Below are 24,701 nucleotides of genomic sequence, written 5' to 3' on the forward strand. Positions count from 1 at the left end.
ATAATAGAATAAAGACAAGACATTTCTTATTTATAGAAAGTGGTGTAAAAAATGGCAATTACTTATGAGAACTTTCGTGGAGATATGTACTACTTGCACAAACGCATGACGAAAAAAGGAAATGCAACCTATCACTTTTCCAAAAAAAGTGCTGGTGCCGATGTGGACAAGATTCCAGAGGGCTATGAAATCTATGAAAATCCAAATGGTAGGGTATTTTTGCGTAAAGCAATTAAAAAAGTACTCGATGACAAGGAAATAAAAATAATAGAGACAGCAATGAGCAAACATTGTCTGATTAGTGATTTTAAACTGGATATAAAAAAAGAGTTCATTACGGTTTATACCCTTTCAACACCAGTAACTAATCTTGCTAATCTTGGTGCAATTAATTTAGATAAGATAAAGGATTATCAAGCCGTAATGCGTTTTGAACTCCTTGACGAAGATACTAGAGAGTTTGGAGTGGAAAGGTTTTGCTTTTTTGATGATGTGGACGACTGGATTCCATTAGATAGTTCGAAAAATTTACAAAAGCTTGTGGAGGAATATGTTCGTCACATTGGACAGGAATCCTTCTATGAGCTTTATTAGAGGATACCGATGTATATAAATAAAAAAGGAGGTAAGCCTCTATGCACATTCAATGTACGAAGAAGTTATTGGATCAGTTAAAAAGGACGCCGGAAACAATAGAGGAGGAAACGCCTCTTACTTCATGGCATGCGAATCTATTAACGATAAACCGACGGAAAACACTAGTGCTAGTGAATGATAAAAATCGATATGCAATTGTTCTGCACGGCCTAAAGGCAAAGGATTTTAAAAATAGTGATAAAATTATCCTACTAGCTATCCGCAATACCTTTGAACAGGAAGGGATTCGTAACGACGTAATCGATCAATATATCGATTCTAGCAATATAATTACCTACGCAAAAACAAAGAATAGGTCACTTGTTGCCCGAATGAACAAGGCCTGTGATTTGGTGTATTTTTATCATAAATTGTTGGACCCTGACACCATTTACCAACTAGCTTTGAGTCGCGAGATTAGCAGGGATTTGGTTGGAGATGGAAAGAATGATTATTTCCATCCTCATCAAATGTTATATAAAGACTTGGAAGTGTTTGCAGGTAAACCAGTTATTCAAACAAAAGCCGTGGAGTTAACGATTACGCTACGCCTTGAGAAATTTAAAATTTTCCGGAAATTAGTCGTACCAATAAATTTATCTTTCCGTCAACTGCATGAGACGATACAAGCAGCATTTGATTGGAAGAATTACCACCTTCATGAGTTTTACATTTTTGATAGCAACCATACGAATACGAATGAACCGCTCTCCTATAATCACCCCGCATATGATGGCGAAGGATATAAGCCTATTTTAAATCTCGTGTCTAATGAGGAAGCCTTTAGCTACGGGGACGATGATATACCAATGAAAATGGACACCGAAAGCAAGCTATCGGACCATCTGCCAGCAAAAGTAACCTATGTTTATGATTTTGGTGATGACTGGATACATCATATAAAAGTGGATCGGGTAATTGAGGATTTCGATAAGAATCATCCAATTTGCCTTGAAGGAGAAGGAAAAACCCCACCTGAGGATGTAGGTGGAGAAGGTGGTTATGAGAACTTCGTTGAAATTATTGCTGATGAAAGTCATCCAGACCATGCACATATGAAAAGGTGGAGTGGTGGATTAAGGTATCTGGATTTTGATATTAATAGAGTTAATAGAAGATTAAAGTATTTGTAGGTGACACGAGGGGACGGTTCGTGCATCGCGAAAAGATGAAGGGTCAGTGATATTATTCCCGTAGAGTAGACATATCTCGTTAGGTTATGGTGCCAGGTACCACGTTTGGATAAGTGTCTACGTGTAGGTTTCCGGCACTATTTTTTTTCGGGACAAGGGCCTGACCCTGTTGTCCCGTAAATGCTCTTACAAAGTCGTAATAATCGGTCCTTGTTTCGTGGGAATAATCGTATGTTCGTATTGAGCCACAAAGCTTATTTTTTATTTTTGAAGGAAGATGGACAGTTGAACCAGATAAGAATTATTGTTCGAAATATAAACCATTGTTAGATATTCCAGATATTGTTATCATTGTAATAGATTTACAAATCAAAGAAGGGGTCAAAGCATGAACCTACAAAAGAAAATGGTAGCGGTAAAAATGGCGTTCACGGTAGCAGCGGGGACTTTGTTAAAGAAGAGCAAGAATCTATTATGTCGACCTTTTAAAGACAAGAGACAACTTATGATGAAAAAAATTAAAGAAATTGGGATAGTAAAATCAATAGGAATTTTCGTGGGTTCTACACTATTATTTCTTTTGATTATATTTTCAATTACCATTATAGTGTTACTTATTATGGAACAATACGATAATCGATATATTAACTCGGAAGCTTATATACAAGTTAATTAGAAAAAGGATACTATTCTATTGAAGAATTTTAATTGAATAGTAGTAAATGAATTACTAAATGAAAAAGCCAGGGATGTCCTGTCTTTTTTTTAAAAAATAATTGGTGCACATATCCTGTAGCTAGAAATCAACGTCGGAATGAACAAGCTAGTTATTCCTTCAATCGATTGGTTGTGCATGATTAGCAGGTGGGATAGTCATCACAAATTTTCACGGAAAAAATAGACTTAAATGTCACCTTTTGAAAGTAGTAAGCTGTTGTCATAGGCTCACGAGCGATGATCTCTTTGTTTTTAGAATCTATCTTTTACATTCGCCATTTTAGGTACATGGTTAAGGTACAACATTCTGAACCTTTAGCATCATTAAAGGTTGCGAGCGGATTCAGAAATTGGAGCAAGTGGAAGGGACCGAATGGAAAACCTTTTTGCCGAATTCATTTTTCGGAGACTATAACCATTATACAGTCGAAGCTAACGGTCATGGTGCACGATTTCATCATCTGTGAGAGGAATTCCATATTGTAGACGTGAATTCTGCAAGGAAATCAGAGAGAGAACTCTATCGTTAAATTGTTGCGTATTTTAAAGAGAAATGCGAGTGACGAAACATATCATTTTTAGGACTAACCGTGCCTAGTCATATTATAAAAGGTTCTTCTCTAAACTCGATTTGAGTTAAGTGAAGGACCTTTTTTCATTTTAAATCATTAATGGGTCAAGTTAGCTAAATATGGATAAAAAGTTAAATATCAAATAATATCTTGACAATCACTTGATATTTTTTTACATTTTATGTAAAGTTTAATTAGATATAGATAATCAAACTCCTAGATATATTCGGCAAATTTATCGAAAGGTAAAGACGCAAAACTTAGGGCCTAAATCTTGTAGATATGGTAGCCAGTTGCAATTTATCGAAGCCCTTCTTTATGAAAAGTGGGGCTTTTCTATTCATTTTCCTATCTATTGAAGGATTTAGAGAAATTACATTATTAGAGAGGGGAAGGTATAGTTGATTAAGGAGGTTAATGGGGTTAATTTAGACTTTCATCAGTTGGTTGAAAATTCAATGAATGGCATTATAGTAATTGATAATGAGGAAATAATATACATAAATAAAACGACAATGGAAATACTTGCAATACCCGAATCTGAACGGATAATAGGCGAGAATATCCTTGAATTCTTACATCCAGACTATAAAAGTTCCAGTAAAGAAAGGCTTAGAGTTGTAAAAGAAGATAATCGGGCTGTTGATTTAATGGAACAAAAGGTTAGGAAATTTGATGGAGAAGTTATTGATATAGCAGTAGTTACGGCGCCTTATTATTTGGATGGTAAAACATTGACCCAAGTTACTTTTCGTGATATTACGGAACTTAAAGAGGCTAATAATGCTGTCATTCAATCAGAAAAATTAAGCCTAACTGGTGAACTAGCGGCTGGTGTTGTTCATGAAATAAGAAACCCGTTAACTTCTATTAAAGGTTTCTTGCAATTAATGTTAACAGGTACAATTAAAATGAATGATTACATTAAAATTATTCAATCGGAAATCGAATCAATTGAAAATATTGCAAATGAGTTACTGCTTTTCTCAAAACCTGATAATTCTGAATTTAAACAAGAAAATATTATTAACATTGCAAAAGATGTTGCTTTTTTATTAAATACGGAAGCATATAAAAAATATATTACGATTAATTTGCTAACAGACGAAAAAGATATAAATGTACTAGGGAATAAAACTCAGCTCAAACAAGTATTTGTTAATTTAATTAAAAATGCGATTGATGCCACAGCCGATTACGGTGAAATTACTATATCAATAGAACAAAAATATCCAAAAGTAGTAAGCGTCAAAATAACGGATACAGGTTGTGGAATCCCGCCTGAAAAACTTGATAAGTTAGGGCAATCATTTTTCACTACAAAAGAAAAGGGCACCGGGTTAGGATTAATGATTACCCATAAAATTATAAAGAGCCATAATGGAAAGATCACAGTGACAAGTGAAGAAGGTAAAGGAACGACATTTAGTATTCAATTACCTTCCAATTAGTTTGCCTTTTTAGAGAGAATTTGCTAAATAAAGCAATAGAAATCATCTTTGTGTAGGCTTTCTACTTTTTAATTAAAACGTTATATGTTTATTTACCCATGTCCTTTATAAGTCCACGGCCTGCTTGACGTCCTGAAAATAGACAAGCTCCGAGGAAAGTGCCTTCTAGAGATCGGTATCCATGTATTCCACCACCACCGAACCCCGAAACTTCTCCGGCTGAGTATAGTCCAGGCACAGGCTGGCCGAATTCATTAAGTACTCTCCCTGCAAGGTCTGTTTGGAGTCCACCTAACGTTTTTCTGCTAACGATATGTAATCGTACCGCAATAAGTGGTCCGTTTTTTCGTTCAAGTAATTTATGTGGTTTCGCTACCCTTATTAATTTATCTCCCAAATAGTTGCGCGCTCCGCGTAGTGCGGTGATTTGAAGATCTTTTGTAAATTTATTATCCAATTCTCTGTCGCGGGCAAGAACTTGTCGTTTGATGTCTGGAAAGTGAAGTAGGTTTTCACCTGTTACATGATTCATGCTAGAAACAAGTTCAGTTAACGTCTTTGCAACTACAAAGTCCTCCCCCTTATCCATGAACGCCTGTACTGGACTGGTAGGCCCTGGCAAAAGGCGAGAAAGCACTTTTTTAATGCTTTTTTCAGTCAAATCAGGATTTTGCTCAGAACCCGACAATGCAAATTCACGTTCAATAATTTTTTGAGTTAAGATGAACCAGGAGTAGTCGTATCCAGTTGCCTGAATGGCCGCAAGTGTTCCTAAATTATCAAAACCGGGAAAGTTTGGTGATTGAAGTCGATTACCACGCGCATCCAACCAAAGCGAGGATGGGCCGGGTAGAATTCGAATTCCGTGCTTTGCCCAAATCGGATCCCAGTTCTTGATTCCCTCGGTATAGTGCCACATACGGTCTCGGTTAATGACTCTTCCACCTGCTTTTTCGGTTATTTTTAGCATTCGACCATCAACATGTTCAGGTACCCCAGAAATCATATTTTTCGGTGGTTCGCCTAATCTAGCCGGCCAGTTTTCTCTTATGAGTTCATGGTTTGCACCAATCCCTCCACTCGTTACCAACACGGCTGTTGATCTGTCTTCAAAATCACCGATTATTTTACGTGAGCTTGCTTGTCCACGAGCAACTGAACTAGGTTCAAGTCTGGCTCCTTTCACGCCAATAACAGTTCCATTTTCAGTAATCAATTCGTCAACGCGGTGGCGTGGACGGTAATCGACTAGACCCTTTTTGATGGCCTGACGGACTTTCTGCTCAAATGGTGAGACAATACCAGGTCCTGTCCCCCAGACAATGTGAAATCTTGGTACAGAATTGCCGTGTCCTTCGGCAAGATAACCGCCACGTTCAGCCCAACCTACAACTGGAAAGAAACGTATTCCGAGAGTATGTAACCATTCACGTTTTTCACCAGAGGCGAATTCGATATACGCTTTTGCCCATTTTTTACCCCAATAATCCTCATCATCCAATCGATCAAATGCAGCAGTTCCTAACCAGTCCTGCCAAGCGAGCTCACGCGAGTCCTTGATCCCCATTCGACGTTGCTCTTTAGAATTAATTAGAAACAATCCTCCAAATGACCACCATGCTTGTCCTCCAAGAGAAGCTTCTGGCTCCTGGTCTAAGAGTAAAATCTTTTTTCCTGCATCAGCTAATTCTGCTGTCGCAACAAGTCCGGCAAGTCCAGCCCCAACTACAATCACATCGTATTGCATATCTAGTTTCCCCCCTAAATAACTGTCAGTTGTTAGTTTGTTCTGGTTTCTTATATAGAAATATTCGGTAGGACCTTCTACAAACCCTTCAAGTTTCTAGTAAGTTCTAAAGGTTTCTTCTGATTTGGGTTAGATTTTACTTGAATTAGTCAATTTCATAATACTAATTTTTTACCATTGTTATTCTCCTATCGTTGGGATAGACCGAAATTGATTCAAATGTAAAAAAAACTTCACATATAAACGGTTGATTATATAAGTGGTTGCTTATATAATATGGATAACTTATATGACAGGTTAAAGAAGGTAGGAGATTTATTTGGAACGTTTACGTCCGGAATCCATTGCAAAGACTAGGTATTTATTTTTTACAGGAAAAGGTGGAGTAGGAAAAACATCTACGGCTTGTGCAACAGCAGTTGCCTTAGCTGATCAAGGTAAGAAGGTTCTAATTGTCAGTACGGACCCAGCTTCAAATCTACAAGATGTTTTTGAGGTTGAACTTCAAAATCAACCAACAAGGATAGAGGCAGTTCCCAATCTTTATGCCGCTAATTTAGATCCTGAAGAGGCCGCACGAGCCTACCGGGAAAAGTTGGTTGGTCCTTACCGGGGAAAACTTCCAGATGCTGCAATTACTAGTATGGAAGAGCAGTTATCAGGTGCTTGTACGGTAGAAATTGCTGCGTTTGATGAATTCACAAAACTTTTAGCGGATGAGGAAGCGACACAGGACTTTGACCATATTGTATTCGACACTGCGCCGACAGGACATACGTTACGTTTATTGCAGTTGCCAACTGCGTGGAATCAGTTTTTAGATAATAGTACTCATGGTGCATCTTGTTTAGGACCTCTTGCCGGTTTACAAGAGAAAAAGAATCTTTATCAACAAACGATGAAGGCTTTGGCAAATGCGGATGAAACTCAGCTGATTCTAGTTGCTAGACCCGATCAATCTTCACTTAATGAGGCGAAAAGAGCGTCATCAGAACTGGATCAAATCGGTATAAAAAATCAAGCTATTATTGTAAATGGTCTATTTAAGCGACAGTCAGATGATCAGTTGGCAATGGAGTTAGAAAAAAAGCAACAACTGGCATTAGGCCAACTTCCAACTTTATTTTCAAGCATGAAGAATTACTTTTTGCCACTTGTACCCTTTAATCTAACTGGACTGTCTGCCTTAAGAGATTTTTTTCAAGAAGATAAAAGTGTTGAATTTGACCAAGTAGAAGAACAAGCAATCAATCATCTTCCTTCTATTAAGAAGATGATTGATAACCTTAGTACTAAACAACAAGGTGTATTTATGACAATGGGAAAAGGTGGGGTTGGGAAAACAACAATGGCAGCAGCTGTTGCAGTCGGTTTAGCTGAAAGAGGGCACCGAGTACTCCTTACGACGACAGATCCCGCGGCTCACCTTTCACACGTATTAAATCAAGAAGAGGTAACAAACAACTTAACAATAAGTAAAATCAATCCAGTAGAGGTGGTAGATAGTTACCGGAAGCAAGTCTTAGCTGGATTAGATAGTCAGCTATCAGAAGATGAAATTGCTTATATTAAGGAAGATTTGGATTCACCTTGTACAGAAGAGATTGCAGTGTTTCGGGCTTTTGCAGAAGTAGTTGATCAATCAAAAGAGGAGTTTGTTGTCATTGACACTGCTCCAACTGGACATACACTTTTGTTGTTGGACGCGGCTCAGTCTTATCACCTGGAAGTGGAACGGACTGGAGGAGAAATGCCTGAAACGGTCCAAAAATTAATCCCTCGGTTACGTGATTCAAATCAAACGTATGTTGCACTAGTTACGCTCCCGGAAGCTACACCAGTGTTTGAAGCAAGCAGGTTGCAGGAGGATCTTCGTCGTGCAGGCATTGAACCTGCTTGGTGGATTATTAATCAAAGCTTTCAAGCAACTAAAACAGTTGATCCGATCCTAAAAGGAAGAGCATTATCGGAACAGAAATGGATTGATAGAGTTTCAGATGAATTGGCAAAAGAGACAGTAATTGTTCCATGGGAATCCGAGGATATTATCGGTATAGATCGATTAAAGAGTTTTGTTTAGGTAAAGCTCAATTTAAAATGGGGAGGGTGTACCATGACTACGGTAAACACAATCGATGTAGAGAAGGGGTCAATGGTCTTAAAGCTGTTAGGGGATAAAACAAGACTAACTATTGTTTCGTTGTTAATGTACGACGAATGCTGTGTATGTGAACTTGTAGAAATACTAGAAATGAGTCAACCTTCAGTTAGTCAACATATGAAAAAGCTGAAGGCTGCTGAAATTGTTAAAGAAAGAAGACAAGGGCAATGGATTTTTTATCGTATCAATAATGAATCTGAAGTTTATCCGTTAGTAAAAAGTATCATGACTCATTTTCCAGAACAACGAGAGAAAATTAAAGGCCTTGAACTAAAAGGATTAAGAGTTTGTTGTAATTAGAAAGACTATTCGTATGTGGAGGTAGTACAACTTATGAGCGAAACCCAAGAGAAAGGCATCGGTTTTTTTGAAAGATATTTATCTGTATGGGTAATACTCTGTATCATTGTTGGTATAGCTGTTGGACAATTCTTACCCGTAGTTCCAGACACATTAAGCCGTTTTGAATATGCACAAGTCTCTGTGCCAGTAGCTATTCTAATTTGGTTGATGATTTATCCAATGATGGCACAAATTGATTTCTCAAGTATCGTTGATGCTGGAAAAAAGCCAAAAGGTTTAGTGATAACACTAATTGTTAACTGGTTAATAAAACCATTTACCATGTTCTTTTTTGCTTGGTTGTTTTTTAGAATCATCTTTGAACCGTTTATTCCAACCGACTTGGCATCGCAATATATTGCAGGAGCAGTTTTACTAGGTGCCGCACCTTGTACAGCGATGGTTTTTGTATGGAGTTTATTAACAAAAGGGAATGCAGGATACACATTAGTCCAAGTATCAGTAAATGATTTAATATTAATCTTTGCTTATGCTCCAATAGTAATGTTCTTACTAAGAATTAATGACTTTATCATTCCTTTTGATACCATATTCTTATCTATAGTCTTGTTTATCGTCATCCCATTGTTAGCGGGATACGTTTCACGGGTGTTATTAGTAAAACGTAAGGGTCTAGACTGGTTTGAAAACGTCTATCTTAAAAATGCAAGTAAGTTTACTATTGTCGGTTTATTACTAACGCTAATTACCATCTTTTCATTCCAAGGAAATGTAATCTTAAATAATCCGATCCATATTGGACTTATAGCTGTACCATTAATTATTCAGACATTATTTATTTTTGTTATCGCCTATTTATGGGCAAAAGTATGGAAAATTGAACACAATGTTGCTGCACCTGCAGCAATGATTGGAACGAGTAACTTTTTTGAATTAGCTGTCGCTGTTGCCATTGCTTTATTCGGCTTAAATTCAGGTGCGACACTAGTTACAGTTGTTGGTGTGCTCGTTGAAGTTCCACTGATGTTATTCTTAGTAAGAATTGCGAACAATACAAGGCATTGGTTTCCGGAAAGTAGTTTAGTAAAAGATACGAAACACTAATAGCTTATAAACTAACCAATGAAAAGGAGCAATATCAATGACAAAACCGATTATCTATTTCCTATGTACCGGTAATTCTTGCAGAAGCCAAATGGCTGAAGCATGGGGAAAAAAGCATTTAAGTGATAACTATCAAGTGTACTCGGCAGGAATTGAAGCACATGGCGTTAATCCTAAAGCAGTCAGTGCAATGAGTGAGGTGGGCATTGATATTTCGAATCAAACATCTGATAAGATTGATCAAGATCTACTTCAACAAGCAGACTTAGTAGTGACATTATGTGGGCATGCCAATGATGTGTGTCCAGCCACACCTAAAAACAAGGAGCGTGTTCACTGGGGCTTTGATGACCCAGCACAAGCACAAGGGACAGATGAGGAAAAATGGGCTGTTTTTAGGCAGGTTCGTGATCAAATAGGAGAACGAATTGAAAGGTTCTCAAGGACTGGGGAGTAGCTAGAAATAGTATTCAGAAAGGATGTGTTACGACTTGACTACAATTGAAGTGTTTGATCCAGCGTTATGTTGTGCAACAGGTGTATGTGGTCCTAGTGTCGATCCTGAATTAACACGAATTGCAACGACTTTTTTTCTACTTGAAAAAAAGGGTGTCGATATTAAACGTTACAACCTAGCAAATGACGCCCAATTTTTTGTTGCTGAGAGTAAGGTGCAACAACTACTAGAAGAAAAAGGGATAGAAGCTTTACCGGTTATCCTTGTAAATAAACAAGTGAAAAAAGTAGGTGCCTATCCAACTAGTGAAGAGTTATCCGAATGGACAGGAATTGCTGAAATTGGATTGGAAAAAATAGGGAAAGAAACGAAAGGCATATCGTTATTATAGAGTTAGAAATTATTGTACAATTGATGTGAAAGAGGTGAATAATCTATGAATATTAGTGAAGAAGCTAAAGGACTTTTAATAGATATCATGAATGATCAAGAAATACGAACATTGCGTGTTTACTTTGCAGGTATGGGCTGAGGAAGTCCAAAATTAGGGTTGGCTCTGGATGAGCCACATACAGATGATGAAGTAAAAGAAATTAATGGTATTTCTGTTGCTATTGATCCAAACATAAAGGATCAAACAGAAGGGGTAATACTAAACGTCCAGGAATCAGACGGAGAAAAAGGTCTTGTCCTCCAAGGACTGGACGATTGTTGTTAGAAAGAAGGATTGGCCAAGGCAGGCCAATCCTTCTTTTAACATAAGGCGCCTTTTGGGTAACTCGTCCCACTGAGTATGAAGGTCATTTTGATAGTGAAAGAGAAGAAAGAGACGTTCATCAGCGTTATGAAGGTCCTTTTGATAGTTGAAAGAGAAGAAAAAGACGTTCATCAGCGTTATGAAGGTCCTTTTGAGTGTGAAAGAGAAGAAAAGAGACGTTCATAAGCACTATGAAGGTCCTTTTGATAGTGAAAGAGAAGAAAAGAGACGTTCATCAGCGTTATGAAGATCCTTTTGATAGTGAAAGAGAAGAAAAAAGACGTTCATCAGCGTTATGAAGGTCCTTTTGATAGTGAAAGAGAAGAAAAGAGACGTTCATCAGCGTTATGAAGATCCTTTTGATAGTGGAAGAGAAGAAAAGAGACGTTCATCAGCACTATGAAGATCCTTTTGAGTGTATTTCTGGGGCAGGTATTATCCACTCATCATCATTTAAGTTACATCGCGTTTTCCATCAACTGTGACAATTTAAAAGCAATATTACTTACAAAAAAAGCCTAGTATAAAAACACCTTTTGTATGACAGCTTCGTCAAAAATTTGATTCAAATGGATAGATTAATTGCTATTTAATTAATATTACCTTGTAAGGGCTTTATTTTAATTGTAAAATAATCTCATACGGGAGGGGCGGCTTATGATTTATAACTATCAAACACCACGCTATCTTATTGTCATCGATCAAATAAAAGCCAAAATTAATGATGGAGAGCTGGAACCTGGGGAGCGTTTACCTTCAGAGACTGATTTTTCAAAGGAATTACATGTATCAAGAAATACTTTAAGAGAAGCGTTACGAATTTTAGAGGAAGAAAATATCATTATTAGAAAACATGGTGTGGGCACCTTTATCAATAAAAAACCAGTCTTTTCTGGTGGTATTGAAGAATTATTCAGTATTACAGACATGATTGAAAGACAAGATAAAACACCAGGTACGGATCTTTTATTTACAGGCAATGTCGAACCGCATAGCGAAGATATTAAGGAATTACTTCTAAATGAAAATGAGCAAGTATTTCTAATTAAACGGGTTCGGACTGCCAATGATTCCCCATTAGTTTATTGTATAGATAAAATTCCAGCAAATTTACTTGCTAAGGGATATAAGCTAACTGGTGAATCGATGCTTGCCTCGTTACAAGAGGAAGCTGGTATAACGATTAGTTATGCTAAGGCAGAAATAAAAACGGTTGGTTATCATGAGGGTATTTCTGAAACTTTAGAATGTGAACCTGGTACACCACTACTAGTACTTAAACAAATTCATTATGATTTGTCAGATAGACCAGTACTGTACTCACTTAACTTCTTTAGATCAGACCAGATTAGTTTCAGTGTATTTAGAAAACGGGTTTTTTAATAGACGTAATAAAATGATTGAAGTTTCCGACACTATTGGACACAATATTGTCGGAAACTTCTGTTTTTATGCTGCGATAATCGATGGAACTAATGCTGCGGAGATTATTTTATTAGTAGTTAGCAACCGTAACCAATAAATGGAGTTGTTTTTTTAAAAAAAAATATTGACTTGTTGGACGTCTCACCTTTATAGTATTAATGTAGCTGATTTGAAAGGGGATTCATCGAGATATACTCGTTGGACATTCTACTTTAATAATTAGTTTCAAGGAACTTTTATAAATCAAAAGCAAACGGTTCCAATAAATAGATGAAGGGTGAGTACACAACATGAATTTACTGTGGGGAATATTTGGGATTTTAACTGTATTATCTATAGCTTTTTTGTTCTCAAGTAAAAAGAAAGCAATAAAACTGAGAACTATTTTGGGAGGATTAGCAATACAACTGTTATTTGCTTTCATCGTTTTAGAGTGGGAAACGGGGCGTTCTGCCTTACAGTGGTTCACACTACGAGTGCAAAATATAATTGATTATGCAAATGAAGGGATTGGCTTTTTATTTGGATCCCTTGCAAATAGTGATGAGTTTGGAACAATCTTTGCTTTTCACATATTACCAGTAATCATATTCTTTTCAGCATTAATTTCAGTACTATATTATCTTGGTATTATGCAATGGTTTATTAAAATACTTGGTGGTGCGCTTTCTAAGTTATTAGGTACAAGTAAGTCGGAATCTTTATCAGCGGCAGCGAACATATTTGTAGGTCAGACAGAAGCGCCGCTAGTTGTTCGTCCATTCCTTGGAAAAATGACAAATTCTGAATTGTTTGCTGTTATGACAGGTGGACTTGCTTCTGTAGCAGGTTCGGTGCTTATCGGTTATTCATTGTTAGGGGTACCACTTGAGTATCTATTGGCAGCTAGCTTCATGGCTGCTCCAGCAGGGTTAGTTATGGCAAAAATAATGATGCCAGAAACCGAACAATCAGAAACCTCAGATGAAATAAAGTTAGAAAAAGATACAGAAACTACGAATGTGATTGATGCTGCAGCTCAAGGTGCTTCTGATGGTTTGAAGTTAGCCTTAAATGTGGGAGCTATGTTGTTAGCGTTTATTGCTCTTATTGCTTTACTTAATGGTATTTTAGGTGGAATTGGCGGCATATTTGGTTTTAATGACTTAACTATTCAAGGCATTTTAGGTTATATCTTTTCTCCGCTTGCCTTTGCAATTGGTGTACCATGGTCAGAAGCTGTTACCGCTGGAAGCTTCATTGGTCAGAAGTTGGTACTTAATGAATTTGTAGCTTATGCAGCTTTTGCTCCAATGATTGCAGAACTATCAGAGAAAACAGTGTTAGTTGTTAGTTTTGCATTATGTGGATTCGCTAACCTTAGTTCAATGGCAATTTTACTTGGCGGTCTTGGTGGACTTGCTCCAGAACGTCGAAGTGATATTGCTAGACTCGGACTTCGTGCTGTTGCAGGCGGAATGTTAGCTTCATTACTTAGTGCATCAATAGCAGGTATGTTTTTCTAATAGTTTCAACTGGTGCATAAGTTTAGTAGAAAATACTATTGGTCTAGATAATGCTTGGTGTACAGACAAATAGCAAATGCCAATATAAATATCTTAAAGAATGGATGATAAATTATGAGAATGGTTGATGTAATTAGTAAAAAACGAAATGGCGAAGAATTAACGAAACAAGAAATTAACTTTGTTATTGAAGGTTATACAAATGGAACTATTCCGGATTACCAAATGTCAGCCTTAGCAATGGCAATCTATTTTAAAGATATGACAACTAATGAGAGAGTTCATTTAACGATGGCAATGGTTGAATCAGGTGATCAGATTGATTTATCAGCTATTGAAGGTATTAAAGTGGATAAGCATAGTACTGGTGGAGTCGGCGACACAACAACACTGATTTTAGCACCACTTGTAGCTTCAGTTGGCGTTCCGGTAGCTAAAATGTCCGGACGTGGATTAGGCCATACAGGAGGAACAATTGATAAACTGGAATCAATTAAAGGCTTTGAAGTCGAGCTTGACGGTAATACGTTTAGTACGTTAGTAAACAAAAACAAAATAGCGGTTGTTGGTCAGAGTGGTAATTTAACACCAGCAGATAAAAAGTTATATGGCTTGCGTGATGTAACAGCAACTGTGAATTCAATTCCATTAATTGCAAGTTCGATTATGAGTAAGAAAATCGCTTCTGGTGCTGATGCAATTGTACTTGATGTCAAAATGGGCTCTGGTGCTTTTATGGAAGATATCGAAGGAGCAAGAGAACTAGCGCAAGCGATGGTTCAAATCGGGAATGGCGCTGGGCGTAATACAATAGCAGTTATTTCGGACATGAATCAGCCGTTAGGCTTCGCGATTGGAAATGCGTTAGAAGTAAAAGAGGCTATTGATACATTAAGAGGAGAAGGACCTGCAGATCTTCATGAGCTGTGTTTAACTCTAGGAAGTCAAATGGTTTATCTAGCAGGAAAAGCCCAAACAATAGAAGAAGCAAGGGAACAATTAGAAGCTGCAATTAAGTCGGGAGCTGCAATTGAGAAATTTAAAACATTTATTGCTTCACAAGGTGGAGATGCATCTGTAGTAGACAATCCAAGTGAGCTACCAACTGCTTCTTATACAATAGAAGTGGAAGCAAAAGAGGATGGTTACATTTCTGAAATTGTAGCAAATGAAATTGGAATTGCTGCAAGTATATTAGGTGCGGGTCGTACAACAAAAGATTCTGAGATTGATTTAGCAGTAGGGCTAATTCTTAATAAAAAGGTTGGAGACAAAGTCACTAAAGGTGAGTCACTCGTAACCATTCATAGTAATTATGAATCAGTGTCAGATGTTATTGAAAAAATCTATCAATCGTATAAAATTAGACAAAAAGTTGTTGAAACAAATCCATTAGTATATGATATAATTCAAGAGTAAGTTGTTCAACTTAAAAGTAAAAGGGTCCAATCAAATGGGCCCTGTTTTAGCCGATAAGAGGTTGGACGTCTAACGATATTTGGTTTTTAACAGTAAACTTTTTCATATGAGGAGATTATCATGAAGGAATTAATTTTAAGTTTAGTAGCAGGTTTAGTTATCGGAGTTGTTTTCAAATTATTACGTTTGCCGCTCCCTGCCCCACCAGTACTTGCAGGTGTATTAGGAATTGTCGGAGTCTATAGTGGTGGTGTACTATTTGACTGGATTTCCAAAACATTTTTTCAATCTTAAATGGAACAATAATTAATTCAAGGAGGAGAAAAGGATATGAATTCACATTTTAAACGTGTCTTTTTAATTGTACTAGATTCAGTTGGGATTGGTGAATCTCCTGATGCTTGGACCTATAATGATAAAGGTGCAGATACATTAGGACATATCGCAGCCCATAAAAAAGGATTAAACATGCCTAATATTGCTAAACTAGGTTTAAGTAATATTAGGGAGATTGAAGGAATTAAAAAAGCTGAACAACCACTGGCTCATTATACAAAAATGCAGGAAGCTTCTGCAGGTAAAGATACAATGACAGGTCACTGGGAAATCATGGGTCTACATATTGATACTCCTTTTCGGACATTTCCAAATGGGTTTCCAGATGAATTAATTAATGAACTACAAACAAAAACAGGTAGAAAAGTGATTGGCAACAAGCCAGCTTCTGGAACTGGGATATTAGACGAACTTGGCGAAATACACATGGAAACTGGCGAATTAATTGTCTATACATCAGCTGATTCTGTCTTGCAAATTGCAGCACATGAAGAAATTATTCCAATAGAAGAATTATATGAAATCTGTGAGATAGCTCGTAAATTAACAAAGGCTCCAGAATATATGGTCGGTCGCGTGATTGCTCGTCCTTTTGTAGGCAAACCTGGAGACTTTAAACGTACACCTAATCGACATGATTACGCGCTAAAACCTTTTGATCGCACGGTGATGAATCAATTAAAGGACGCTAATTACGATGTAATATCAATTGGAAAAATTGCTGATATTTATGACAATGAAGGTGTGACAAACTCTCTACGAACAGTATCTAATATGGATGGTGTTGATAAAATAGTTGAAACAATCGATATGGATTTTACAGGTTTAAGCTTTTTAAACTTAGTTGATTTTGATGCTATTTATGGACATAGACGTGATCCAGAAGGGTATGGAGATGCGTTAGAAGAGTTTGATGCAAGATTACCTGAAATACTTAACAAGCTAAACGATGATGATTTACTTATCATCACAGCCGATCACGGCAATGATCCTGTCCACCATGGTACTGATCATACGAGAGAATATGTACCATTGTTGGTACATCACAAGTCGATAACATCTGGAAATGCTATGCCAATTAGAGAAACGTTTGCCGATATTGGAGCAACAATTGCTGAAAACTTTACTATTGAAAAACCTAAACATGGAGAAAGCTTTTTGAAACTAGTTAACCGTAGGTAGGCGCCTCCAAAGAGGCCTGTCGGCTGCTATAAAGGCGAATAAGTGGTTGTTTGGGGCGAATCTTTACTCTTTCTTTTGAGGCGAATAAATGTATAGTTGGGGCGAATAGTTTACTATTAAGGGCGAATTCACACCTTTTTCAGGCGAATCTACCTGAGGAGGCTCACGGATCGCCAGTAAAAAACGTCATTTTTCCCAAAACGATATGAATACGATATATGTTGTCGTATTTTCTATCAACTGCGAAGTTTAAAAAGCAACAATTCTTACCAAAGAGCCAAGTAATATAATAGATTAGGAGAATGATTATATGAATATTGAAGCGATAAATAAGGCTACCCAATTTATATCTGAAAAGTTAACCGAGCAACCTAAATTAGGTTTAATTTTAGGGTCAGGATTAGGAAAACTTGCTGATGAAATTGCCAACCCAATCAAGATTAAGTACGCAGAAATTCCTGGTTTTCCTGAGTCCACAGTTGAAGGACACGAGGGTCAATTGGTGATTGGCGAATTAAAAGGGGCAACAGTACTTGCGATGCAGGGGCGCTTTCATTTCTATGAAGGTTATGGTCTTGAACAAGTTACTTTTCCTGTTCGAGTAATGAAGGAATTAGGAATAGAGACAGTTGTAGTAACAAATGCGGCAGGAGCAGTAAATCATTCACTTGAACCTGGAGACCTCATGTTAATTACCGATCACATTAACCAAACAGGTGCGAATCCATTAATAGGACCAAATAATCAAGAGTTAGGTGTCAGGTTCCCAGATATGTCAACAGCATATTCAGCACCACTTCAACAATTAGCGCGAGATGTTGCTAAGAAGCTAACGATGACTCTTAAAGAAGGCGTTTATGTATGGAATAGCGGACCGAGTTATGAAACACCAGCAGAAGTTCGAATGATTGGGCAGCTGGGTGGAGATGCAGTAGGGATGTCTACTGTGCCGGAAGTAATAGTTGCTCGTCACGCGGGTATGGAAGTTGTCGGAATATCGTGCATTTCAAACATGGCAGCAGGTATTTTAGATCAACCACTCTCACATAATGAAGTAATAGAAACAACGGAAAGAGTAAGAGAACAGTTTCTAAGTTTCGTAAAAGAAATGATTGCTAGCATGACTGATAAGTAGTTAACTACCATTTCATTAGGAGTTGAGCAAATGATGAAGAACGAACAAATGATTGATGAAGCTCTAAAGGCAAGAGAACGGGCATATGTTCCTTATTCAAAGTTCAAAGTGGGAGCAGCTTTACGTACGACAGACGGGAAAATTTATCACGGGTGTAATATTGAAAATGCAGCTTACTCGATGTGCAATTGTGCAGAACGAACAGCGTTATTTAAAGCCTTTTCAGAAGGAGATAAATCGTTTGATCTACTCGTAGTGGTTGCGGATACTGATCGACCGGTATCTCCATGTGGAGCGTGCCGACAAGTAATATCGGAATTGTGTCCACCAGATATGAAAGTAGTTTTGACTAATTTACAAAAAGACATTCAAGAGACGACTGTTGCAGATCTATTACCAGGAGCGTTTGCTCCAAATGATTTAGAAAATAGTTGAAATTCTAAAAAGTAGAAAGGTTGATTGAAATGAGTATAGATATTGCAAAGACTATTGATCATACCGCTTTGAAAGCAGATACGACAAAGGAACAAATCATTACTTTATGTGAAGAAGCCAAAGAGAACGGATTTTATTCTGTTTGTATTAACCCATCTAGGGTTGAAGAAGCGGCAACATTACTTAAGGGTTCTAATGTGGAGGTTTGTACCGTGATAGGTTTTCCACTCGGAGCATCATCCTCTGAAGTAAAAGCATTAGAAACAAAAGATGCAATTGAAAATGGTGCAACAGAAGTTGACATGGTAATTAACGTTGGCAAGCTTAAAGACGGTGATTACCAAGCTGTAGAGAAAGATATTCGAGCAGTCGTAGAGATGGCAAAATCAAAAGCCTTAGTGAAGGTTATTATTGAAACAAGCTTGCTGACTGATGAGGAAAAGGTTATAGCGTGCCAGCTTGCTGTAAAAGCAGGGACTGATTATGTAAAGACATCAACTGGATTTTCTACGGGTGGTGCTACAGTAGAGGATATCAAGCTAATGCGAGAAACTGTTGGTCCGAAAATCGGTGTTAAAGCATCAGGCGGAGTTCGTGATAGAGAAACAACATTAAAAATGATCGATGCAGGAGCAACTAGAATAGGGGCAAGTGCAAGTGTTGCAATTGTAAAAGATGAGATTAGTAATAGCGATTATTAATAAGGTGTTTTAAACAGTATTACTAGACTGAAAATAACCAGAGCACCTCTTTGTTAACGGATTCACTTAAAGAGGTGCAAATAGTAAAAACACATCATAAAACACACGGATTTTCACAAGGGAAATCTCGTGTGTTTTCTTATTGCTATATCAAGGTTGGACAGGTTAGTGGAATAAGATATGATCTGACGTTCCTCTTGTTGTGTTTAAGCAACCCGTTTGTTTAATAGGGTATTATTGACTTTCTTGTAACCATTCTTTGTATTCAGGTAAAGTGTATTCATCAGTTTTTACCACGGTCCATTGATTATCGTTCTGTTTTAAAAAGACCTTCATTAAATATTCCCCACCAGATTCATCGAAGTCATCTCTCAAGTAAACAATGCTTCCGTGAACCAGAACTGTTACTTCATTATCATTTATTGCGCTCACTTTAATTCGTTCATAACTTTCAATAGTGTAATTGGCATCGACCAAGTCAAATCCTTGATTTAAGGATTCAACCTCATTTTTTTCTACATTAACTCCTTCTTCGTGGTCAATATTCTCTTTTAATTCTGGGTACCTTTCCCAGAGAATGTTTATATTATTATTTATTACTGCTTGAGTTCTATGATACATATACTCTCTTACAGGCTTTGTATATTTCACCCAATCTGACGGTTCAGGTTCAGCAAAACCTTCTATATCTTTTTTTGAATTAAGGTCATTTGGTATTACCAAATTTTGCTGACACCCTATTAATGACAATAATAAAACGACGATTAAACTCCCAAAGTGAAATAACTTCATATTAGTTGTCCTCCCTTAAATTATAAGACGAACTTTACTTCGCATATGTTTCAAATTGGCATCTAGAATTTTGGGAAAAAGTAACTAAATTTTATGATAATTTTTTATTATATTGTTCTTCAATTAACAAAGCAGAAGAGTTAAAAGATATTGCTTAATGTTTGAAAGTGAATTAAAGTAATTAGAAATAAATTCTCGGGAGATAGAGAGATGAAAACAAACAAATTACCGATAGTTCAATTAAGAGAGTTAATTCTTGAAGACGTGGAAGACCGTTATCAATGGTGTTTAGATAAAGAATTAACGGAACACTTAAATATGCCAAAGAAATATCCACCTTTTAGCAGAGAAGAAACTCGAAATTGGATTGAAATGTGTATGAACAAGACAAACGGATATGAACAAAAAGCCATCCTAACAGAAGAGGGAAAACACATTGGCTGGGTTGATTTAAAGAACATAGATAAATTGAATAAACACGCTGAATTAGGTATTGCGATTGGCGATAAAAACTATTGGGGCAAAGGTTTTGGACTCGCAGCAATGAAAGAAATGCTTTTATGGGGATTTAATGAATTAGAACTAAATAAAATTTGGCTAAGAGTTGAAGTGGATAATGAAAAAGCCATCAAATCTTACCAACGAGCAGGCTATATAGAAGAGGGAATTTTAAGACAAGACCGACTAAGAAACGGAGAGTTTGTTGACCGTTTAAGAATGAGTATTCTTAAAAAAGATTTCTTTAAGTAACGGATGCTTTCCTTGAATAAAGAATTGCTGTTCAACTATATGGTGCAATAGTTTAAAAAGGGATCATCGATTTCGGTGATCCTATTTTTCTATTTAAAGAATAATTGGAATATTATGTTAAACTTAGTATGTGAACAGTTGTACTTAAATTAACGACGCAGTTTAGTGCAAGTGTCTTGATTGATCTTTGTTCAGCAATCGGGCTATTATATATAGAATCTTAATTTTTCGTATTTATCGTAAATAATGACAAAAAACGAACCATTTAAATGTTTTAACAAGGATATGACGAACAACTAAGGAGGAAATAAAATGTCTAATGAAGGAAAGTCAAGAAAAATAATTTTAGATTTAGCAGTTACTTTAGATGGATTTATTGAAGGAGAGAATGGTGAAGTTGATTGGTGCATAATGGACCCTGAAATGGAATTTAATAATTTTCTAAATCAGATTGATACAATTTTGTATGGAAGAAAAAGTTACGATCTATGGGGACAATATACTCCCACGATTGAAGATACTGATGATGAAAAAGAAATGTGGGGATTGGTTCACAGTAAGGAGAAATATGTGTTTTCCAGAACGCAAAAAGGGTCTGACAATAAAGAAATATTTGTAAATAAAAATATTTCCGAGGAAGTAAATAAATTAAAGAATAAGCCTGGTAAAGACATCTGGTTATACGGTGGGGCAAGCCTCATCACAAATTTTATCGATTTAGGACTAGTTGATGAATTTAGATTATCTGTTCATCCTGTAGTTTTGGGAGAAGGTAGACCGTTGTTTATTGATATAAAACAGAGGTTGAATCTGAAATTGATTAATACAAGAAGTTTCTCCTCTGGTGTTGTTCAGCTAACCTACCATTTGAATCAAGAGTAATAATATTAACACCTCAACAATCGGCGTTTTTCTTGAATAGGAAAGCGTCTTTGTAATATGCCCTACACATTAAGGAATTAGACTTTACAAGAAATTTATTGTGAGTATTTTCACTTAAAATAACTGGTGCTTTACTTTAATAAAATGAATGACACCTTATTCCACTAATGCAGCAGGTTTGTTCAATAAGAAATCACAAAAGAAGGAACATTTACTATAAAATAAGATTTAACGTATTAATGTTTAATAAAAAAAATGCAAAAAATTGAGATGATGCACTTTAGTATTATTACACGACATAAATAAATATAAATGGAGGGATAGTTATGTGGGCAATATTAGGGGTTATTGCAATAGTATTAACTGTTATAAATCTTTCTTTGTATGCAGTAGGAAAGGATTATAAGCTTGCTATGGCGTTGGCATTATCATTTACAGCATTAACAATTTGTGCAGATTACAGTTATCTAACTCGGTGGGTAAAAGTTGAAGATTGGGCGGCTTTATCGGATGTAATACCTGGTATGGCAAGGGCATTCTGGTTTTTGACAATTGTTTCTATCTTACTAAATATAGCACCTATACTTTTAGAACGAAAAGGTAAGAAATAGATGTCACGCCACGCCATTTATTTAATATGCGAAAATTGTGTAAGTCTTTATCTATATCTAACGGGTGCAGTACTTCAACAAGGGATGTTGATTTTCTTATTGAAGCAGCAGGTTAATGCACTAAGAAATGAAACTTAATAACTAACAATACGTATATTTCGAATAAAAAAAAAGGGGATTACTACAAAAGGAGATGCTTAAATGATGAACGGTGGCGATGGAATTTTTGTTCTTTTAACTTTTTTACCTATTATTTTGTATATAGCGCTAATTGTCTTTGGAGTTTATTTTGTGATTAAAGTAATTAAGTTCTTGAATGCTAAAACAAAATCAGATCAAGAAAGAAATGAAAAAATTGCTGAATTAATTAAGGTTATTAATCAGAGTAAATGAAGTGAATAATGTTATACTTTTAAACAAACGGGTGCTTTGCAGAACAAGTGGATCGTCATGTTTTATTGGTGGTCTACTTCTTTTAAATAATTTTAAAAATTATTAGAATTATATGATAAAATAAATTCAGTACATTGTTCGTAAAGTATTTTGTCAAGTGTATAATCAAATTAAATATAGAATAAACTTGTTGAGGCGTAAATCAAAAGGAGTATTAACATTATGACATTTAGAGAAATAAGCCCTAAAATTAGTATTAATGAAATGAAAGAGCTTGGCAAATTATCAGGACAAACGTTAAAGCACAAAGAAGAACGTGATAATGAACTTAATGCGATTATTAAAGGTGAAGATGATCGCTTGTTCTTGGTAATCGGTCCTTGTTCATCTGATAATGAAGAAGCTGTTCTTGAATATGCTCGTCGCTTAGCAAAATTACAAGAGGAAGTTAAGGATAAGATTTTTATTGTCATGAGGGTATATACGGCAAAACCACGTACCAATGGTGATGGATATAAAGGCTTAATCCATCAGCCAAATTCAAAAGGTAATCCTAGCTTGATTAACGGTATCAAAGCTGTTCGTGAATTACATTATAAAGTGATTACAGAGACTGGTTTGACAACAGCAGATGAAATGCTATATCCCGAAAATCTTTCTTTGATTGATGATCTTGTAAGCTATCATGCAATTGGGGCGCGAAGTGTAGAGAATCAACAACATCGATTTGTTGCAAGTGGTATTGATGTCCCAACAGGCATGAAAAATCCCACCTCAGGAAATTTGAACGTAATGTTTAATGGTATTTATGCTGCTCAACATGCTCAAAATTTTCTGTTTAATTACGCTGAAGTAGAAACGGAAGGTAATCCCCTTGCTCATGCAATTCTACGTGGAGGGGTTAATGAGTATGGAAAAAATATACCAAATTACCATACAGAAAATTTACTAGACGCTATCAAAATTTACGAAAAAATGAATCTTAAAAATCCATTTATCTTGATTGATACTAATCATAATAATTCTGGTAAACAATATTTAGAACAAATTCGTATCGTTCGTCAAATTTTGATTAATCGTGAATGGAATGAAAAAATCAAGAAATATGTTCGCGGATTTATGATTGAATCTTACCTTGAAGAAGGGCGGCAAGACGAACCAATAGTATTTGGTAAATCAATTACAGATCCTTGTCTTGGATGGGAAAGGACAAAAGAACTTATTTATGAAATTTATAAAACAGAAGCTAAATAACTGATTATTTCATATAAATTCCACAAAATCAAAGGGGAAAAAATAATTACGCAGATGAACACCTGGGAAGAAGTAAGTAATTTGAAAAACGAGGTTAAATTTTTTATTAACGGGTGAATAGTTTAAAAAGGGATCATCGATTTCGGTGATCCTATTTTTGTATTTAAAGAATAATTGGAATATTATGTTAAACTTGGTATGTGAACAGTTGTACTTAAATTAACGCAGCAGGTTAGTGAAAGAGATTTTTTGAAATTAGGAGGCTTTATGATGAAGAAATATTTATTTATTTTACTAATTATACCGTTATTAGCAGGGTGTCAAAACGAGGTGAGAGATAATGCAGAATTCAATTTAGGAAATATATCTTTGAGTGCATTTGAAAACAACACGAAGTATTTTGTAGTAACACCTTTTGAATGGGAAGGTGAAGATGGAACTACGTTAAAGTCCATTCATATAGTGAATAGTCAAGGAGAGAATTTATCCGCTGAAAAAGGGATAAGCGCTACTTTTTATATAGGGGACTCATTTAAGAAAACAGGTGTTTATGTAAGAGAGGATATAGGCGATAAAGAAAAAGTAAACGGTTATAAACTTACTGAAGAACAGACTTTGATAATGGAGACAAGTTTGGCTAGTGTGAAGGACGATAGTGCAAAAAACTTGAAATTCATTTACGAAACAAATGGAGAGGAATATGAAAAAGTTGTAGAATGGAACACACTTTCCACTTTGAGAACAAATGATTAGTTTATAATTACACTAGAAATCATTGTGGAAAATTTCACTTAAACAAACGGGTGCAATAGCTGAACAAAGGGCTGTCGAATGCGGTAGCTA

The 24,701-nt window shown here is 36.2% G+C and carries 27 protein-coding genes and 1 riboswitch; of the genes, 25 read left to right on the forward strand and 2 right to left on the reverse strand.

Going from position 1 to position 24,701, the window contains the following annotated elements; translation table 11 throughout:
* The first annotated feature begins 51 nt into the window (after positions 1-51).
* The 4 genes from LD272_RS11730 to LD272_RS11745 all read left to right on the forward strand — a co-directional run bounded on the left by LD272_RS11730 (position 52) and on the right by LD272_RS11745 (position 4,509).
* Positions 52-594 (forward strand): hypothetical protein, encoded by a 543-nt coding sequence (locus tag LD272_RS11730; protein WP_226036793.1) that lies wholly within the window; start codon positions 52-54, stop codon positions 592-594.
* A 41-nt stretch (positions 595-635) separates the two neighbouring features.
* A complete protein-coding gene (locus LD272_RS11735) occupies positions 636-1,769 on the forward strand; it encodes a plasmid pRiA4b ORF-3 family protein (RefSeq protein ID WP_226036794.1) in 1,134 nt (377 codons plus the stop codon).
* A 388-nt stretch (positions 1,770-2,157) separates the two neighbouring features.
* The gene (locus tag LD272_RS11740) at positions 2,158-2,445 is read left to right on the forward strand and encodes a hypothetical protein (RefSeq protein ID WP_226036795.1); all 288 of its coding nucleotides are present in this window, start codon (positions 2,158-2,160) and stop codon (positions 2,443-2,445) included.
* 831 nt (positions 2,446-3,276) lie between these two features.
* A riboswitch (cyclic di-GMP riboswitch) is annotated at positions 3,277-3,359 on the forward strand.
* Positions 3,360-3,459: 100 nt separating this feature from the next.
* The gene (locus LD272_RS11745; protein WP_226036796.1) at positions 3,460-4,509 is read left to right on the forward strand and encodes an ATP-binding protein; all 1,050 of its coding nucleotides are present in this window, start codon (positions 3,460-3,462) and stop codon (positions 4,507-4,509) included.
* 88 nt (positions 4,510-4,597) lie between these two features.
* Here the strand turns inward: LD272_RS11745 and LD272_RS11750 are convergent, their stop codons facing one another.
* Positions 4,598-6,256 (reverse strand): FAD-binding dehydrogenase, encoded by a 1,659-nt coding sequence (locus LD272_RS11750; protein ID WP_226036797.1) that lies wholly within the window; start codon positions 6,254-6,256, stop codon positions 4,598-4,600.
* A 319-nt stretch (positions 6,257-6,575) separates the two neighbouring features.
* On the opposite strand from LD272_RS11750, the gene arsA reads away from it, so the two are divergent.
* The 15 genes from arsA to deoC all read left to right on the forward strand — a co-directional run bounded on the left by arsA (position 6,576) and on the right by deoC (position 19,176).
* Complete coding sequence (arsA, locus tag LD272_RS11755) at positions 6,576-8,336, forward strand: arsenical pump-driving ATPase (protein WP_226036798.1); 1,761 nt, start codon at positions 6,576-6,578, stop codon at positions 8,334-8,336.
* A 33-nt stretch (positions 8,337-8,369) separates the two neighbouring features.
* Positions 8,370-8,717: an ArsR/SmtB family transcription factor gene (locus LD272_RS11760; protein ID WP_226036799.1), complete on the forward strand. Its 348-nt coding sequence runs from the start codon at positions 8,370-8,372 to the stop codon at positions 8,715-8,717.
* Positions 8,718-8,750: 33 nt separating this feature from the next.
* Positions 8,751-9,824 carry an ACR3 family arsenite efflux transporter gene (gene arsB, locus LD272_RS11765; protein ID WP_226036800.1) on the forward strand — a complete coding sequence of 358 codons (1,074 nt, stop codon included), beginning with the start codon at positions 8,751-8,753 and terminating at the stop codon, positions 9,822-9,824.
* 37 nt (positions 9,825-9,861) lie between these two features.
* On the forward strand, positions 9,862-10,281 hold the full coding sequence (arsC, locus tag LD272_RS11770) for an arsenate reductase (thioredoxin) (protein ID WP_226036801.1): 420 nt from the start codon (positions 9,862-9,864) through the stop codon (positions 10,279-10,281).
* Between the two features lie 34 nt (positions 10,282-10,315).
* Positions 10,316-10,672 (forward strand): arsenite efflux transporter metallochaperone ArsD, encoded by a 357-nt coding sequence (gene arsD / locus LD272_RS11775; RefSeq protein WP_226036802.1) that lies wholly within the window; start codon positions 10,316-10,318, stop codon positions 10,670-10,672.
* Between the two features lie 159 nt (positions 10,673-10,831).
* On the forward strand, positions 10,832-10,999 hold the full coding sequence (locus LD272_RS11780) for an iron-sulfur cluster assembly accessory protein (protein ID WP_226036803.1): 168 nt from the start codon (positions 10,832-10,834) through the stop codon (positions 10,997-10,999).
* An 87-nt stretch (positions 11,000-11,086) separates the two neighbouring features.
* Positions 11,087-11,224, forward strand: a complete 138-nt coding sequence (locus tag LD272_RS11785; protein ID WP_226036804.1) for a hypothetical protein — start codon at positions 11,087-11,089, stop codon at positions 11,222-11,224.
* Between the two features lie 471 nt (positions 11,225-11,695).
* Complete coding sequence (locus tag LD272_RS11790; protein WP_226036805.1) at positions 11,696-12,421, forward strand: GntR family transcriptional regulator; 726 nt, start codon at positions 11,696-11,698, stop codon at positions 12,419-12,421.
* Positions 12,422-12,753: 332 nt separating this feature from the next.
* On the forward strand, positions 12,754-13,968 hold the full coding sequence (locus LD272_RS11795; RefSeq protein ID WP_226036806.1) for a NupC/NupG family nucleoside CNT transporter: 1,215 nt from the start codon (positions 12,754-12,756) through the stop codon (positions 13,966-13,968).
* A gap of 114 nt (positions 13,969-14,082) precedes the next feature.
* Positions 14,083-15,387 (forward strand): pyrimidine-nucleoside phosphorylase, encoded by a 1,305-nt coding sequence (locus LD272_RS11800; RefSeq protein WP_226036807.1) that lies wholly within the window; start codon positions 14,083-14,085, stop codon positions 15,385-15,387.
* A gap of 120 nt (positions 15,388-15,507) precedes the next feature.
* The gene (locus LD272_RS11805; protein WP_226036808.1) at positions 15,508-15,681 is read left to right on the forward strand and encodes a DUF1427 family protein; all 174 of its coding nucleotides are present in this window, start codon (positions 15,508-15,510) and stop codon (positions 15,679-15,681) included.
* Between the two features lie 36 nt (positions 15,682-15,717).
* A complete protein-coding gene (deoB, locus tag LD272_RS11810; protein WP_226036809.1) occupies positions 15,718-16,905 on the forward strand; it encodes a phosphopentomutase in 1,188 nt (395 codons plus the stop codon).
* Between the two features lie 310 nt (positions 16,906-17,215).
* Positions 17,216-18,040, forward strand: a complete 825-nt coding sequence (locus tag LD272_RS11815; RefSeq protein WP_226036810.1) for a purine-nucleoside phosphorylase — start codon at positions 17,216-17,218, stop codon at positions 18,038-18,040.
* Positions 18,041-18,073: 33 nt separating this feature from the next.
* Positions 18,074-18,475, forward strand: coding sequence for a cytidine deaminase (locus LD272_RS11820; RefSeq protein ID WP_226036894.1), 402 nt, complete (start codon positions 18,074-18,076; stop codon positions 18,473-18,475).
* 29 nt (positions 18,476-18,504) lie between these two features.
* Positions 18,505-19,176: a deoxyribose-phosphate aldolase gene (deoC, locus tag LD272_RS11825; RefSeq protein ID WP_226036811.1), complete on the forward strand. Its 672-nt coding sequence runs from the start codon at positions 18,505-18,507 to the stop codon at positions 19,174-19,176.
* Positions 19,177-19,410: 234 nt separating this feature from the next.
* On the opposite strand, the gene LD272_RS11830 is transcribed toward deoC, so the two are convergent.
* Positions 19,411-19,968: a hypothetical protein gene (locus tag LD272_RS11830; protein ID WP_226036812.1), complete on the reverse strand. Its 558-nt coding sequence runs from the start codon at positions 19,966-19,968 to the stop codon at positions 19,411-19,413.
* Between the two features lie 210 nt (positions 19,969-20,178).
* On the opposite strand from LD272_RS11830, the gene LD272_RS11835 reads away from it, so the two are divergent.
* From LD272_RS11835 to LD272_RS11860, 6 genes are all read left to right on the forward strand, one after another.
* Complete coding sequence (locus LD272_RS11835) at positions 20,179-20,718, forward strand: GNAT family N-acetyltransferase (RefSeq protein ID WP_226036813.1); 540 nt, start codon at positions 20,179-20,181, stop codon at positions 20,716-20,718.
* A 312-nt stretch (positions 20,719-21,030) separates the two neighbouring features.
* Positions 21,031-21,600: a dihydrofolate reductase family protein gene (locus LD272_RS11840; protein ID WP_226036814.1), complete on the forward strand. Its 570-nt coding sequence runs from the start codon at positions 21,031-21,033 to the stop codon at positions 21,598-21,600.
* Positions 21,601-21,926: 326 nt separating this feature from the next.
* A complete protein-coding gene (locus LD272_RS11845) occupies positions 21,927-22,211 on the forward strand; it encodes a hypothetical protein (RefSeq protein WP_226036815.1) in 285 nt (94 codons plus the stop codon).
* Positions 22,212-22,412: 201 nt separating this feature from the next.
* Entirely contained in the window at positions 22,413-22,604 is a 192-nt protein-coding gene (locus LD272_RS11850; protein WP_226036816.1) for a hypothetical protein, read from the forward strand.
* A 222-nt stretch (positions 22,605-22,826) separates the two neighbouring features.
* Positions 22,827-23,858 (forward strand): 3-deoxy-7-phosphoheptulonate synthase, encoded by a 1,032-nt coding sequence (locus LD272_RS11855; RefSeq protein WP_226036817.1) that lies wholly within the window; start codon positions 22,827-22,829, stop codon positions 23,856-23,858.
* A 270-nt stretch (positions 23,859-24,128) separates the two neighbouring features.
* A complete protein-coding gene (locus LD272_RS11860) occupies positions 24,129-24,611 on the forward strand; it encodes a lipoprotein (RefSeq protein ID WP_226036818.1) in 483 nt (160 codons plus the stop codon).
* Positions 24,612-24,701 lie beyond the last annotated feature (90 nt).

The sequence above is a fragment of the Aquibacillus saliphilus genome, from assembly GCF_020404745.1.
Classification (GTDB): Bacteria; Bacillota; Bacilli; order Bacillales; family Amphibacillaceae; genus Aquibacillus; species Aquibacillus saliphilus.

Coding starts and splice junctions, on each gene's coding strand:
- LD272_RS11730 (WP_226036793.1), top strand. CDS start 52: ATGGCAATTACTTATGAGAACTTTCGTGGAGATATGTACTACTTGCAC.
- LD272_RS11735 (WP_226036794.1), top strand. CDS start 636: ATGCACATTCAATGTACGAAGAAGTTATTGGATCAGTTAAAAAGGACG.
- LD272_RS11740 (WP_226036795.1), top strand. CDS start 2,158: ATGAACCTACAAAAGAAAATGGTAGCGGTAAAAATGGCGTTCACGGTA.
- LD272_RS11750 (WP_226036797.1), bottom strand. CDS start 6,256: ATGCAATACGATGTGATTGTAGTTGGGGCTGGACTTGCCGGACTTGTT.
- LD272_RS11760 (WP_226036799.1), top strand. CDS start 8,370: ATGACTACGGTAAACACAATCGATGTAGAGAAGGGGTCAATGGTCTTA.
- arsB (WP_226036800.1), top strand. CDS start 8,751: ATGAGCGAAACCCAAGAGAAAGGCATCGGTTTTTTTGAAAGATATTTA.
- arsC (WP_226036801.1), top strand. CDS start 9,862: ATGACAAAACCGATTATCTATTTCCTATGTACCGGTAATTCTTGCAGA.
- LD272_RS11790 (WP_226036805.1), top strand. CDS start 11,696: ATGATTTATAACTATCAAACACCACGCTATCTTATTGTCATCGATCAA.
- LD272_RS11795 (WP_226036806.1), top strand. CDS start 12,754: ATGAATTTACTGTGGGGAATATTTGGGATTTTAACTGTATTATCTATA.
- LD272_RS11800 (WP_226036807.1), top strand. CDS start 14,083: ATGAGAATGGTTGATGTAATTAGTAAAAAACGAAATGGCGAAGAATTA.
- LD272_RS11805 (WP_226036808.1), top strand. CDS start 15,508: ATGAAGGAATTAATTTTAAGTTTAGTAGCAGGTTTAGTTATCGGAGTT.
- deoB (WP_226036809.1), top strand. CDS start 15,718: ATGAATTCACATTTTAAACGTGTCTTTTTAATTGTACTAGATTCAGTT.
- LD272_RS11815 (WP_226036810.1), top strand. CDS start 17,216: ATGAATATTGAAGCGATAAATAAGGCTACCCAATTTATATCTGAAAAG.
- LD272_RS11820 (WP_226036894.1), top strand. CDS start 18,074: ATGAAGAACGAACAAATGATTGATGAAGCTCTAAAGGCAAGAGAACGG.
- deoC (WP_226036811.1), top strand. CDS start 18,505: ATGAGTATAGATATTGCAAAGACTATTGATCATACCGCTTTGAAAGCA.
- LD272_RS11830 (WP_226036812.1), bottom strand. CDS start 19,968: ATGAAGTTATTTCACTTTGGGAGTTTAATCGTCGTTTTATTATTGTCA.
- LD272_RS11835 (WP_226036813.1), top strand. CDS start 20,179: ATGAAAACAAACAAATTACCGATAGTTCAATTAAGAGAGTTAATTCTT.
- LD272_RS11840 (WP_226036814.1), top strand. CDS start 21,031: ATGTCTAATGAAGGAAAGTCAAGAAAAATAATTTTAGATTTAGCAGTT.
- LD272_RS11845 (WP_226036815.1), top strand. CDS start 21,927: ATGTGGGCAATATTAGGGGTTATTGCAATAGTATTAACTGTTATAAAT.
- LD272_RS11850 (WP_226036816.1), top strand. CDS start 22,413: ATGATGAACGGTGGCGATGGAATTTTTGTTCTTTTAACTTTTTTACCT.
- LD272_RS11855 (WP_226036817.1), top strand. CDS start 22,827: ATGACATTTAGAGAAATAAGCCCTAAAATTAGTATTAATGAAATGAAA.
- LD272_RS11860 (WP_226036818.1), top strand. CDS start 24,129: ATGAAGAAATATTTATTTATTTTACTAATTATACCGTTATTAGCAGGG.